The organism is Streptomyces sp. NPDC041814 (assembly GCF_055590565.1).
The window spans coordinates 27,599-39,675 of record NZ_JBVJAM010000009.1; the positions used below are offsets into that span (position 1 = coordinate 27,599).

The 12,077-nt window shown below is 73.0% G+C and carries 14 protein-coding genes; 10 read left to right on the top strand and 4 right to left on the bottom strand.

Annotation, left to right across the window (positions count from 1 at the left end; translation table 11 throughout):
• Positions 1-12 precede the first annotated feature (12 nt).
• The 4 genes from pnuC to ACZ6C6_RS22490 all read left to right on the top strand — a co-directional run bounded on the left by pnuC (position 13) and on the right by ACZ6C6_RS22490 (position 3,365).
• The gene (gene pnuC, locus ACZ6C6_RS22475) at positions 13-660 is read left to right on the top strand and encodes a nicotinamide riboside transporter PnuC (RefSeq protein ID WP_469205054.1); all 648 of its coding nucleotides are present in this window, start codon (positions 13-15) and stop codon (positions 658-660) included.
• The gene (locus tag ACZ6C6_RS22480) at positions 657-1,736 is read left to right on the top strand and encodes an AAA family ATPase (protein ID WP_469205055.1); all 1,080 of its coding nucleotides are present in this window, start codon (positions 657-659) and stop codon (positions 1,734-1,736) included. The genes pnuC and ACZ6C6_RS22480 overlap by 4 nt, the downstream gene beginning before the upstream one ends.
• Positions 1,733-2,467 (top strand): NUDIX hydrolase, encoded by a 735-nt coding sequence (locus tag ACZ6C6_RS22485; RefSeq protein ID WP_469205056.1) that lies wholly within the window; start codon positions 1,733-1,735, stop codon positions 2,465-2,467. Before ACZ6C6_RS22480 ends, ACZ6C6_RS22485 begins: the two co-directional genes overlap by 4 nt.
• A gap of 115 nt (positions 2,468-2,582) precedes the next feature.
• Positions 2,583-3,365 carry a nucleotidyltransferase domain-containing protein gene (locus ACZ6C6_RS22490; protein ID WP_469205057.1) on the top strand — a complete coding sequence of 261 codons (783 nt, stop codon included), beginning with the start codon at positions 2,583-2,585 and terminating at the stop codon, positions 3,363-3,365.
• Here ACZ6C6_RS22490 and ACZ6C6_RS22495 read toward each other — a convergent pair.
• Complete coding sequence (locus tag ACZ6C6_RS22495; RefSeq protein ID WP_469205058.1) at positions 3,354-4,055, bottom strand: nucleotidyltransferase domain-containing protein; 702 nt, start codon at positions 4,053-4,055, stop codon at positions 3,354-3,356. The genes ACZ6C6_RS22490 and ACZ6C6_RS22495 overlap by 12 nt on opposite strands.
• A 129-nt stretch (positions 4,056-4,184) precedes the next feature.
• Here ACZ6C6_RS22495 and aroH point away from each other — a divergent pair, with 129 nt between their 5' ends.
• The 5 genes from aroH (at position 4,185) to der (ending at position 8,666) form a co-directional block, all read left to right on the top strand.
• The gene (aroH, locus tag ACZ6C6_RS22500) at positions 4,185-4,547 is read left to right on the top strand and encodes a chorismate mutase (RefSeq protein WP_469205059.1); all 363 of its coding nucleotides are present in this window, start codon (positions 4,185-4,187) and stop codon (positions 4,545-4,547) included.
• A complete protein-coding gene (locus ACZ6C6_RS22505) occupies positions 4,544-5,629 on the top strand; it encodes a prephenate dehydrogenase (protein WP_469205060.1) in 1,086 nt (361 codons plus the stop codon). The genes aroH and ACZ6C6_RS22505 overlap by 4 nt, the downstream gene beginning before the upstream one ends.
• Positions 5,630-5,754: 125 nt before the next feature.
• Positions 5,755-6,471 carry a (d)CMP kinase gene (gene cmk / locus ACZ6C6_RS22510; protein ID WP_164400931.1) on the top strand — a complete coding sequence of 239 codons (717 nt, stop codon included), beginning with the start codon at positions 5,755-5,757 and terminating at the stop codon, positions 6,469-6,471.
• Positions 6,468-7,130, top strand: a complete 663-nt coding sequence (locus ACZ6C6_RS22515; protein WP_469205061.1) for a lysophospholipid acyltransferase family protein — start codon at positions 6,468-6,470, stop codon at positions 7,128-7,130. The genes cmk and ACZ6C6_RS22515 overlap by 4 nt, the downstream gene beginning before the upstream one ends.
• Positions 7,131-7,196: 66 nt before the next feature.
• Positions 7,197-8,666 carry a ribosome biogenesis GTPase Der gene (gene der / locus ACZ6C6_RS22520; RefSeq protein ID WP_469205062.1) on the top strand — a complete coding sequence of 490 codons (1,470 nt, stop codon included), beginning with the start codon at positions 7,197-7,199 and terminating at the stop codon, positions 8,664-8,666.
• A 77-nt stretch (positions 8,667-8,743) separates the two neighbouring features.
• Here the strand turns inward: der and ACZ6C6_RS22525 are convergent, their stop codons facing one another.
• Both ACZ6C6_RS22525 and ACZ6C6_RS22530 read right to left on the bottom strand, forming a co-directional pair.
• Entirely contained in the window at positions 8,744-9,073 is a 330-nt protein-coding gene (locus ACZ6C6_RS22525) for a hypothetical protein (protein WP_469205063.1), read from the bottom strand.
• A 152-nt stretch (positions 9,074-9,225) separates the two neighbouring features.
• Positions 9,226-10,008 carry a hypothetical protein gene (locus ACZ6C6_RS22530; protein WP_469205064.1) on the bottom strand — a complete coding sequence of 261 codons (783 nt, stop codon included), beginning with the start codon at positions 10,006-10,008 and terminating at the stop codon, positions 9,226-9,228.
• A 624-nt stretch (positions 10,009-10,632) separates the two neighbouring features.
• Between ACZ6C6_RS22530 and ACZ6C6_RS22535 the strand changes: the two genes are divergently transcribed.
• Positions 10,633-10,848, top strand: coding sequence for an I78 family peptidase inhibitor (locus tag ACZ6C6_RS22535; RefSeq protein ID WP_469205065.1), 216 nt, complete (start codon positions 10,633-10,635; stop codon positions 10,846-10,848).
• A gap of 74 nt (positions 10,849-10,922) precedes the next feature.
• On the opposite strand, the gene ACZ6C6_RS22540 is transcribed toward ACZ6C6_RS22535, so the two are convergent.
• Positions 10,923-11,960: a phosphatase PAP2 family protein gene (locus ACZ6C6_RS22540; protein ID WP_469205066.1), complete on the bottom strand. Its 1,038-nt coding sequence runs from the start codon at positions 11,958-11,960 to the stop codon at positions 10,923-10,925.
• Between the last annotated feature and the right edge of the window lie 117 nt (positions 11,961-12,077).

Sequence of the window (12,077 nt, forward strand, 5' to 3'; positions counted from 1 at the left end):
AAGGAGGCGGGCGTGAGTCTCGCGGACATACTCGATCCCCTGCAGCAGCCCCTGGTGACGGTTCTGGACACCCCGGTCAGCTGGACCGAGGTGCTGGGCTTCGGCAGCGGCGCGCTGTGCGTCTGGCTCGTGGCCCGCCAGCACCTCGCCAACTGGCCGATCGGCATCGCCAACAACCTCTTCTTCATCCTGCTGTTCACCCAGTCCGGCCTGTACGCCGACGCCGGACTCCAGATCGTCTTCATCGCCCTCGCCGCCTACGGCTGGTGGACCTGGACCCACGGGGGTGGACCAGGGGCCGACGGGCTGCCGGTGCGCCGCACCACGCGCACCGAGTGGACCTGGCTGCTCGCGGCGGGGGCGGTGGGGACCGTGGGGCTGACCGTCCTGCTCGACCGGGCGACCGACTCGACCGTGCCGTTCTGGGACGCCTTGACGACCGCACTCTCGCTCGCGGCGACCTACGGGCAGTGCCGGAAGCTGGTCGAGTCCTGGTGGCTGTGGATCGCAGCCGATCTCGTGTACATCCCGCTGTACGCGTACAAGGAGCTGTACCTGACCTCGCTGCTGTACGTCGGCTTCCTGACGCTGTGCCTGACCGGCCTGCGCAACTGGCGCCGAGACCTCACGGCGGCCGACCCCGCGAAGGTTCTGGCATGAAGCGCTACCCGCACGGACTCGTGCTCGGAAAGTTCTACCCGCCGCACGCCGGCCACCACCACCTCGTCCGCACCGCCGCCGCCCGCTGCGAACGGCTCACCGTCCTGGTCTGCGCCGCGTCGGTGGAGTCCGTCCCGCTCGCCGACCGGGTCGACTGGATGCGGCAGGCCCACCCCGACGTGACGGTGGTCGGCGCCATGGACGACACCCGCATGGACCTGCACGACCCGGCGATCTGGGACGCCCACATGGCCGTCTTCACGGCGGCGGTGCCCGAGCGGGTGGACGCCGTCTTCACCTCGGAGCCGTACGGGGACGAACTGGCCCGCCGCTTCGGCGCCGAGTCCGTCTGCGTCGACCCCGGCCGCACCGCGTACCCGGTCTCCGGCACCGCCGTCCGCGCGGACCCGGCCGGCCGCTGGGGCTTCCTCGAAGCGCCGGTGCGGGCGGCGCTCGCCCGCCGCGTCGTCGTCCTCGGCGCGGAGTCCACCGGCACCACCACGCTGGCCCGCGCGCTCGCCGCCCACTACCGGCAGCGCGGCGGGGTCTGGGCGCACACGGGGTACGTGGCCGAGTACGGGCGCGAGTTCAGCGAACGGAAACTGGCCGAGCTGCGCGAGCGGTGGCCCCGGGCCCAGTGGGAGGACGTCACCCTCTCCACCCACGACTTCCCGCACATCGCCGAGGTCCAGAACGCCCGCGAGGAGGAGGCCGCCCGCACCGGCTCCCCGGTGCTCTTCTGCGACACGGACTCCTTCGCGACGACCGTCTGGCACGAGCGGTACGTGGGCGGGCGCAACCCCCTCGTCGAGCGCGTCGCGGACCGGGCCCGGCACCACCTGTGGCTGCTCACGGACCACGAGGGCGTCGCCTTCGAGGACGACGGGCTGCGCGACGGCGAGGAGCTGCGCCCCTGGATGACCGACCGCTTCCGGGCCGAGCTCACCCGTACCGGCCGGACCTTCATCGAGGTGACCGGCAGCCGTGAGGCGCGCCTCGCCCGCGCGGTCGAGGCCGTCGACGCGCTGCTCGCCGAGGGCTGGGACTTCGCCGCGCCCCTCCCGGAGCACCGATGAGCGCCGCCGCCCCCGAGGGCTACGACCCGAGCGCCTTCGAGCCCTTCGCGGTCACCGTGGACCTGGCCGTCTTCACGGTCCGCGAGTCCCGGCTGCACGTCCTGCTGGTCGAACGCGGCGCGGAGCCGTACCGGGGCCAGTGGGCGCTCCCCGGCGGCTTCCTGCTGCCCCGCGAGTCCGCCGGGGCCGCCGCCCGCCGCGAGCTCGCCGAGGAGACCGGGCTGAGCGACGCCACCGTCTCCGGCCTCCACCTGGAGCAGCTGCGCACGTACAGCGACCCGGACCGCGACCCCCGGATGCGCGTCGTCTCCGTCGCCCACACCGCCCTCGTCCCGGACCTGCCCGAACCGCGCGGCGGCGGGGACGCGGCGGGGGCGCGCTGGTGGGACGCGGCCCGGACGGGCCCGCTCGCCTTCGATCACGAACGCATCCTCGCGGACGCCCGCGACCGGGTCGGCGCCAAGCTGGAGTACACCTGCCTGGCCACCGCGTTCTGCCCGCCGCACTTCACCCTGGGCGAGCTGCAACAGGTCTACGAAACGGTCTGGGGCGTCGAGCTCGACCGCCCCAACTTCCGCCGCAAGGTCCTCGCCACTCCGGGCTTCGTCCAGCCCGCCGAAGGCGCCCCCCGCCGCACCGGCGGCCGCGGCAAACCGGCCGCCCTCTACCGCGCGGGCGACGCCACGACACTGCACCCCCCGCTGCTGCGACCGGAAGGACGGCAGGCATGACGCCACCCGTACGGAGAGGGCCGCGCCGGGCGCGCTGACCGGGCTCGCGCCGATGGCTGCCGCCTTCACACAGGGTGGCCCGCACGAGGCCGGGGCCCTCTGGGACGCTTGAGCCATGCCCACGTACACCACGCTCCTCCAGGAGGCCGGGCTCCCGGTCACCGACCTCGGGCCGGTCCTCGCCGGTGAACCGCACCCCCTGCTGTTCGCCACGGTCTCAGGGGCGCACCTGTACGGCTTCCCGTCCCGGGATTCGGACGTGGACATGCGCGGGGTGCATCTGCTGCCTGCGGAGGACCTCGTCGGGCTGCGGGAGCCCGAGGAGACCCGCTCGCGGATGTGGGACCGGGACGGGGTGGAGATGGACCTCGTCACGCACGACCTGCGCAAGTTCGTCCGGCTGATGCTCAAGCCCAACGGCTACGTGCTGGAGCAGCTGCTCTCGCCGCTGATCGTGCACACCACCCCACTGCACGCCGAGCTGGTGGCGACGGCCCCGCAGGTCCTCACCCGCAACCACGCGCACCACTACCGGGGGTTCGCCAACACCCAGTGGCGGCTCTTCGCGCGCACCGGCGAACTCAAGCCGCTGCTGTACACCTTCCGGGCGCTGCTCACCGGCATCCACCTGATGCGCAGCGGTGAGGTGCTGGCCCACTTGCCGACGCTGCTCACGAGGGTGGAGGCGCCTGCCTACCTGCCCGGCCTGATCGCGGCCAAGGCGGAGGCCGAGCACGGGGGAGCGGACGGCGTGGACGCGGCTGCGGCCGGCCGGGACGTCGAGGCGCTGCACGGGGTCCTCGACGTGGCGCAGGAGAAGTCGGGGCTTCCGGACGGAGCGGGCGGCTTCGACGCGCTCCATGCCCTCGTGGTGCGGGCCCGGCTCTCAGCGCGCTGACGCCAGCGCCGACGCCCGGCGTGTGCGGACGAGGAAGTCCTCGACGCGGGCCCGGTCCGGCTCGGGCGGCAGCGGGGAGGTGTCCGCCGCCTCGTCGTTCTCGGTGCCGAGCCGGGTCATGCGGCGTTCGACCTCGGGCCAGGGGACCTCGCCGCGCTTGACCGCGAGGAGGGCTTCGCGGGCCTCGCCCACCTCGATCGTCAGTTCGCCGGTGCGCAGCAGGTCCCGGCAGCTCACCAGCAGCCGCAGCAGATGCATCGCGTGCTTCCAGCGCGGGGCGCCGTACTGGCGCACGTCCGCTTCCAGCTTCCGGCGCTGGGCCAGGGCATAGCGTACGAACGAGTCGTGCGCCCGGCGGGAGAGGAAGGCGCCGCGCAGGGCGAGCAGTTCCCTGCCGGTGTCGTCCACGTGGTCCACGAGCGGCGAGTGCAGGCACTCCAGCACGTTCGGGTTGGCCCGCAGCGCCAGCTCGCAGAAGCGTTCCAGCTCCCAGGAGAACTGCTCGTCCGCCGGGCCCTCGACGTGCGTGGGCGGCTTCTCGAAGCGCCAGAACAGCGGGGTCGGTGCCAGGAACACGCCCCGCCGGTCGGTGTCGCTGGACTCGGTGGCGAGACCGAAGGCACGCGATCCCATCACACAGGAGTACACCGTGTGGTCGCGCACCAGGTCCTCGTCGGTCGGCGTGATCATGCCGGGAGGCTACGCGAGGACCGGGTGCGGGCGCGTCTCACGAAAAGGGCGGGCGGGCACGGGACCCCGCCGCCCCTCTACGCTGATCGCACACGCACGAAGCGGTACGGAACGAGCGAGGAGCACTACGTGGCGGTACGAGCGGTCCGGGGCGCCGTCCAGCTGGACCGGGACGAGAACGGGCACCTGCACGAGCGGGTCGGTGCCCTGCTCGCCGCCGTCCTGGAGCGCAACGAACTCGTCGCGGACGACCTGATCAGCATCTGGTTCACGGCCACGCCCGACCTGCACAGCGACTTCCCGGCCGCCGCCGCGCGGTCCATGGGGATCGTCGACGTACCGTTGATCTGCGCCCAGGAACTCGACATCGAGGGGGCCATGCCCCGGGTGGTCCGCCTCCTGGCGCACGTCGAGACCTATCTGTCCAAGGCCGAGATCAACCACGTCTACCTCGGCGCCACCGCCGCCCTGCGCAAGGACATCGCCCAGTGAGAACCGCCGTCGTCATCGGTACCGGCCTCGTCGGGACCTCCGCGGCCCTCGCCCTCGCGGGCCGGGGCATCGCCGTCCACCTGGTCGACCACGACCCCGAGTCCGCCGCGACCGCCGCCGCGCTCGGCGCCGGTACGGACGAGCCGCCCGAGGGCCGCGTCGACCTCGCGGTCGTCGCCGTGCCGCCCGCCCACACCGCGACCGTGCTCGCCGCCGCCATGCGCGACGGGGTCGCCCGCGGCTACCTCGACGTCGCCAGCGTCAAGGGCGGGCCGCGCCGCGAGCTGGAGGCGCTGGGGGCCGACCTCACCCCGTACATCGGCACGCACCCGATGGCCGGCAAGGAGCGCTCCGGGCCGCTCGCCGCGACCGCCGACCTCTTCGAGGGGCGGCCCTGGGTGCTCACCCCGACCCGGGACACCGACACCGAGGTGCTGAACCTCGCCCTGGAGCTGGTCGCGCTGTGCCGGGCCGTCCCGGTCGTCATGGACGCCGACGCCCACGACCGGGCCGTCGCGCTCGTCTCGCACACCCCGCAGCTGATCTCCTCGATGGTCGCGGCGCGCCTGGAGGACGCCGACGAGACCGCGGTGCGGCTGTGCGGGCAGGGCATCAGGGACGTGACCCGGATCGCGGCTTCCGACCCCCGCATGTGGGTGGAGATCCTGTCCGCCAACCCCGGTCCCGTCGCCGACGTCCTCGCGGGCGTCGCCGCCGACCTGGAGGAGACGGTCACCGCGCTGCGCGGGCTCCAGTCCGCCGACGAGGAGAAGCGGCACGCGGGCACCGAGGCCATCCGCGATGTCCTGAGCCGGGGCAACGCGGGCCGGGTCCGGGTGCCCGGCAAGCACGGCGCCGCCCCGGCCTCGTACGAGACGGTCGCCGTCCTGATCAGCGACCGGCCCGGCGAGCTGGCCGCCATCTTCACCGACGCGGACCGGTCCGGGGTCAACATCGAGGACGTGCGCATCGAGCACGCCAGCGGCCAGCAGGCCGGTCTCGTCCAGCTCATGGTCGAACCCAGCGCCGCCCCCGTCCTGGCCGCCGCCCTCCGCGAGCGGGGCTGGTCGATCCGTCAGTAGGGACCGTGCGACCATGACCGGTCGCACACTTGTCCACAGGGGTGACCGGACCCGTCCCCGCACTCGGTAACCTTGTGCGGGGCGGGTTCACGCGTCCCGCCCAGCCCGCCCCGAGCACCAGGAAGGTGTCCACCACCGTGGAAACCGTAAGCGCCGCCGTCCGGACCGCCCCGGCCGCCGTGATCGTCGCCATCGACGGCCCCTCCGGCACCGGCAAGTCCAGCACCTCCAAGGCCGTCGCCGCCCAGCTCGGCCTCAGCTACCTGGACACCGGCGCCCAGTACCGCGCCATCACCTGGTGGATGCTGAACAACGGCATCGACGTGCACGACGCCGCCCAGGTCGCGACCGCCGCCGCCAAGCCGGTCATCGTCTCCGGCACCGACCCCGCCGCCCCGACGATCACCGTCGACGGCGAGGACGCCTCCGGTCCGATCCGCACCCAGGAGGTCACCTCCAAGGTCAGCGCCGTCAGCGCCGTCCCCGAGGTGCGCACCCTGATCACCGAGCTCCAGCGCACCATCGCCGCCGAGGCCGAGAAGGGCATCGTGGTCGAGGGCCGCGACATCGGCACCACCGTGCTGCCCGACGCCGACATCAAGATCTTCCTCACCGCGTCGCCGGAGGCCCGTGCCGCCCGCCGCAGCGGCGAGGTCAAGGGCTCCGATCTCGCCGCCACCAAGGAGGCGCTGATCAAGCGGGACGCGGCCGACTCCGGCCGCAAGACGTCCCCGCTCGCCAAGGCGGCCGACGCGGTCGAGGTGGACACCACCGAGCTGACGCTCCAGCAGGTCATCGAGTGCGTCGTCACCCTCGTCGGGGAGAAGCGGGCCGCGAAGTGACCGACGCCACGAGCGCGCCCTCGCCGCGTGGTGCGGCGGTCGGGCGCGGCATCGGGATCGGCCTGATGTACGGGCTCTTCAGGCCCCGTGTCCTCGGTGCCTGGCGGGTCCCGGCCTCCGGACCCGTCATACTCGCGGTGAACCACTCGCACAACATCGACGGGCCGATGCTGATGGGCACCGCGCCCCGGCCCGTCCACTTCCTGATCAAGAAAGAGGCGTTCGTCGGCCCCCTCGACCCGTTCCTGCGCGGAATCGGGCAGCTGGAGGTGGACCGTACGACCGCCGACCGCACCGCCATCACCCGCGCGCTCGGCGTGCTGGAGGACGGCGGGGTGCTCGGGATCTTCCCCGAGGGCACCAGGGGCGAAGGAGACTTCGCCTCGCTGCGCGCCGGGCTCGCGTACTTCGCGGTGCGCAGCGGGGCGCCGATCGTCCCCGTGGCCGTCCTGGGAAGCACCGAGCGCCGCGGCAGGTTGATATCGGCACTGCCTCCGCTGCGCAGCCGCGTGGACGTCGTCTTCGGGGACGCTTTTCAGGCGGGCGACGGCAGCGGCAGGCGTACGCGTAAGGCGCTGGACGAGGCCACGCTGCGCATCCAGGCCCGGCTGACCGGCCACCTGGAGCACGCCGGGCGCCTCACCGGGCGCACCGGGTAAGACTTGAGTAGTGGACCGCGCGCGCTGCGTGGTCCATCGATGATGATGCAAAGAGGAACGGACTTCATGAACGACCAGATTCACTCCGGCGGCTCGGACCACGAGCACGGAGAGCTTGGCGATGCCGAGTACGCGGAGTTCATGGAGCTCGCCGCGCAGGAGGGATTCGACCCCGAGGAGGTCGAGGGCGCGCTCGACGAGGCGGGGCACGGGCCACTCCCCGTGCTCGCCGTCGTCGGCCGGCCCAACGTCGGCAAGTCGACCCTGGTGAACCGGATCATCGGCCGCCGCGAGGCCGTCGTCCAGGACAAGCCGGGCGTCACCCGCGACCGCGTCACCTACGAGGCCGAGTGGGCGGGCCGCCGCTTCAAGGTCGTGGACACCGGCGGCTGGGAGCAGGACGTCCTCGGCCTGGACGCCTCCGTCGCCGCCCAGGCGGAGTACGCCATCGAGACGGCCGACGCGGTCGTCTTCGTCGTGGACTCCACCGTCGGCGCCACCGACACCGACGAGGCCGTCGTCAAGCTGCTGCGCCGGGCCGGCAAGCCCGTCGTGCTCTGCGCCAACAAGGTGGACGGGCAGAGCGGCGAGGCGGACGCCACCGCCCTCTGGTCGCTCGGCCTCGGCGAACCGCACCCGGTCTCCTCGCTGCACGGCCGCGGCACCGGCGACATGCTGGACGCCGTCCTGGAGGCCCTGCCCGAGGCCCCGCCGCAGTCCTTCGGCACGGCCCTCGGCGGACCGCGCCGCATCGCGCTCATCGGCCGCCCGAACGTCGGCAAGTCCTCGCTGCTGAACAAGGTGGCCAACGAGGACCGCGTCGTCGTCAACGAGCTGGCGGGCACCACCCGTGACCCGGTGGACGAGCTCATCGAGCTGGGCGGCGTCACCTGGAAGTTCATCGACACGGCAGGCATCCGCCGCCGCGTCCACCTCCAGGAGGGCGCGGACTACTACGCCTCGCTGCGCACCGCCGCCGCCCTGGAGAAGGCCGAGGTCGCGGTCATCCTGATCGACTCCAGCGAGACGATCAGCGTCCAGGACCAGCGCATCGTGACCATGGCCGTGGAGGCGGGCCGCGCCGTCGTGCTCGCCTTCAACAAGTGGGACACGCTGGACGAGGAGCGCCGCTACTACCTGGAGCGCGAGATCGAGACCGAGCTCGCGCAGGTCGCCTGGGCCCCCCGGGTCAACGTCTCGGCCCGCACCGGCCGCCACATGGAGAAGCTGGTCCCGGCGATCGAGACCGCGCTCGACGGCTGGGAGACCCGCGTCCCCACGGGCCGGCTCAACGCCTTCCTGGGCGAGATCGTCGCCGCTCACCCGCACCCGGTCCGGGGCGGCAAGCAGCCCCGCATCCTGTTCGGCACCCAGGCGGGCACCAAGCCGCCGCGCTTCGTCCTCTTCGCCTCCGGCTTCCTGGAGCACGGCTACCGGCGCTTCGTGGAGCGCCGTCTGCGCGAGGAGTTCGGCTTCGAGGGCACCCCGATCCACATCTCGGTCCGGGTCCGCGAGAAGCGGGGCCGCAAGAAGTAACCCCGTACGAGGCGGTACGCGACAGCCCCGGAGCGCTCGGTCACCGAGCGGTCCGGGGCTGCGTCGTACGCGAGGGCTCAGGCGTCCCGTGAGCCGGGCGGCAGCGCCGCGGGCCGGGTGCGCCCCGCATGGCGGCCCACCCGCTGCCAGCCGCCGAGGCTCCCGGAGCGCGTGCCCGTCCCGGAGCGGTCGCCCCCCGCCGTGACCGTTCCGCCGGGCGAGGAATGGCCCGAGTGGCCGCGCAGCGGGGCGCGCGAGCCGAAGAGGCCGAGGGCCTGGAGGCCCAGACTCTCCTCGCCGGTCCGGTCACCCGGCAACGCCCGGAACGAGCGGCGGTACTCGGAGTACAGCGCGTCGTAGATCGGGGTGTGGGACGGGCCGCCCGAGGGGTCCTGCGAGGGACGCATGGCAGGGATCGGGCTCGGAAGCTGGTGGGAGGGGTCGTATGAGTGCACGTAGGTGCCAACGACCTCGTCGGCCGTCGGATGCGGGCCCGCCGCGGAAACACCCGTCGGACAGACAACTGTTCGCCGTCGGCGCTCCGGATGCGCGGTCACGGTCAGGTCCCGGCCAGCGGCATGGCGGCGGCGACCAGCAGCCCGGCGGCCGATGCCTTCTCCAGCGCGTCGCGCAGCAGGTCCTCGCGGGGCTGCTGGCCGATGGAGCCCGCCGGGGCGGCGTAGACCAGCACGGTCTGCGACTTGTTGGCGGCGGTCCGCCAGCCCTCGGTGACCTGGAGCGGCGCGTGCGCCTGCCACCAGGCGACCGGGGTGCCGCCCCCCGTACCCGGCTGGAGCACGGCGTGCAGCTGGCCCATGGCGAGCAGGATCGACCAGCCGTGCAGCACCTCCGGCACCTGCTCCATGCGGTGGACCGGCTGGAAGCCCTGTTCCAGGAGGAGCTGGAGGAACTGGTCGCCGTCCCTGCCGTCCGTGCCCGGGCGGGCGATCGCGCCGGTCGGCTCCACGACCAGGGCCGGGTGCAGCTCGTCGTCGATCAGGACGAGGCCGCTGGTGATGCCGAGGACTGCCTGTTCGGGGACGACCCGCTCCGGCTCCCCCTGCTCGCCGCCGGTGATGCTGCGAACGGCGCCCTGAAGCTGCTCCTCGGCGACCTGGACGACCTGCGAGGGGATGCAGCTGGCGTGCGCGAAGGCGAGCACGGCGGTCTCTTCGCCGACGAACAGCACGGTGCTGGTGCGCTCCTGCTCGGAGTCGCCGGGGGTGCGGCAGGAGGTGCAGTCGTAACTGCCCGGGGCGTTGTCGCCGATGAGCAGCCGGTCGGCTTCGGCGTCGCCGATCTCGGCGCGTACGTCCTCGCTGACGTCGAGCATGCGCGGCACGGGTGGCTCCTCGAACTCGGTACGTGCGCCGGGCGGTTCCCGGCTCAGAGATGACAACGGGCGAGCCACTGCCGGGGTCACGCGGGAAGCCGTACGGAATCGGCCGCGGACGCGCCGGGAAGGCGGGGGACCGGCCGTGGACCACCCGACAAAGAGGGAGGAAACCGCCCGTGCGGTGGGCCCGCCGGAGGCGGCCGGGTCGGGGCGGCGGCCGGTCCGGAGGGCTCCCCCGCCGCACGCCGGAATGCGCGGAACCGGGTTGTCCGCTATACGGTCCGCCGGCCGCGGACCGGCCCGTCCGATGGTATGTCTGTCGGTTCCGGGGATAAGGGTGCGATAAGAGCGGGTGAATTATCGGCGAAGCCGGTCAATGCGGAACGTTTTCCCGCCGGGAATTCGGCCCCGTTCCCGGGTGGAAATCCTCGTCGTTTTCCCACCGGTCCGAAGATCGTTCACCGGCCTGTGCGATTACTGTGCGTCCGGTTGTGAATCGCACGTTCGGGTGAAGGGGGTCGGGGGGAACACGTGTCGGCATCCTGTGACACAAGTGTGACCGGTGAGGGACGTAAGGATGCCGTGCGCCCCCGCTACCGCCCCTGCGGCCGGGCGCCTACGGTGAGAGGTATGGCACCCATACCGACTCCTCCCGCCCAGCCCGACGACGCCACCGGCGCGTATGTGGGGCTCCCCGCAGAGACCGCCGAACAGCGGGCCCGGGAGCGCGGCTGGTCCACCGTACGGGCCCTGCCGCCGGGCATGGTCATCACCATGGAGTTCCAGGCGGGCCGGATCAACTTCGAGGTCGACGGCGGCGTCGTCAGGCGCTGCTGGACCGGCTGAGCCGCCGGACGCCGGGCGTACGCGTGAGGGGCCCCGACCGGATGTGGTCGGGGCCCCTCACGCGTACGCCGGGATCAGCCGCCGGCGACCGGCCGGGCCGGAGCCGTTCCCCCGCGCGGCGTCCGGTCGGCGTGCGGCGGGCGCCGGCTGCCGGCCGGCGTCACCGGGGACCGCTCCGAGCGCACCGCGTGGGCGGTGGCCGGGGCCGGATGGGGCCGCGGGCGTCCGCTCGCGGCTGTTGGGCGCCCGGTCTGGCCACGCGCCGGGCCCTGCGCCGACGGCTCCTCGACGGGCGGCTGCGCGGCGGGCTGTGCGGACGGCTGTCCGGCCGGGACGGGCGCCGGGGCGTCGGCGGCGGGCGCCGGGGCCGCGGGGCGGCTGCCGGGGGCGCCGAGCCGTGCGCGGGCGGCGAAGATCCAGTTCTCGGCGCGGGTGATCAGCGGTTCCACCCAGGGCAGGCCGAGCAGGATCAGCAGGCCCGCGGCCCAGCCGAGGAGCACGTCGCTCAGCCAGTGCGTACCGAGGTAGACCGTCGTCAGGCCGACGCCGAGCGAGACGATCGCGGACATGGCCGACAGATAGCGCCTGGCCCGCGGGGTGGCGGCCAGGTAGGCGAGGATTCCCCAGGTCACGACGGCGTTGGCGGTGTGGCCGGAGGGAAATATATCGCCGCCGGCGAAGAGCTCGGCCGATCCGATCCTGGTCGCGTAGTGCGGGCCGAGCCGGCCGAGGCCGATCTTGACCGCGCCCACCGTCAGGTTGAGCAGCAGCAGCGAGGCGCCGAGCGTCAGCAGCGGACGCAGGGTGTGCTGCCGCCAGGAGCGCCAGCCGAGCCAGCAGGCGACCATGACCGCGGTGGGCCCGCGCTGACCGAGGACCACGTAGTAGTCGAGGGCGGCGTGGATTTCGGGCCACTGCTGGTAGGGCCGGAAGAGCATGACCTTCCAGTCCAGGGCCACCAGCCAGGACGACATGAGCACGGCAACGACGATGGCCAGATAGAACGCCAACGTCCCGCCGAAGAGAGCGATGCGGTGACGGCTCATCCGCGGTGTCTCTATCTTCGGCGGTTCCGGCTCCCGGTCCAGCCGGGCGAAGATGTCGGTACGCACCCAATCGACGTTACAGCGAGTGAGTGGGCGCGCCTGTCGATCCGGGCGCTTTGTGATGACGATGTGATGTGGAGTATGTCTCAGCCACCGGGTTTTTCCAGGGAGTCTGAATAACTT

What these genes read in the sequence shown, in the direction of transcription:
- ACZ6C6_RS22485 (WP_469205056.1), top strand. Translation starts at nt 1,733, where the DNA reads ATGAGCGCCGCCGCCCCCGAGGGCTACGACCCGAGCGCCTTCGAGCCC.
- ACZ6C6_RS22490 (WP_469205057.1), top strand. Translation starts at nt 2,583, where the DNA reads ATGCCCACGTACACCACGCTCCTCCAGGAGGCCGGGCTCCCGGTCACC.
- ACZ6C6_RS22495 (WP_469205058.1), bottom strand. Translation starts at nt 4,055, where the DNA reads ATGATCACGCCGACCGACGAGGACCTGGTGCGCGACCACACGGTGTAC.
- ACZ6C6_RS22480 (WP_469205055.1), top strand. Translation starts at nt 657, where the DNA reads ATGAAGCGCTACCCGCACGGACTCGTGCTCGGAAAGTTCTACCCGCCG.
- der (WP_469205062.1), top strand. Translation starts at nt 7,197, where the DNA reads ATGAACGACCAGATTCACTCCGGCGGCTCGGACCACGAGCACGGAGAG.
- ACZ6C6_RS22525 (WP_469205063.1), bottom strand. Translation starts at nt 9,073, where the DNA reads ATGCGTCCCTCGCAGGACCCCTCGGGCGGCCCGTCCCACACCCCGATC.
- ACZ6C6_RS22535 (WP_469205065.1), top strand. Translation starts at nt 10,633, where the DNA reads ATGGCACCCATACCGACTCCTCCCGCCCAGCCCGACGACGCCACCGGC.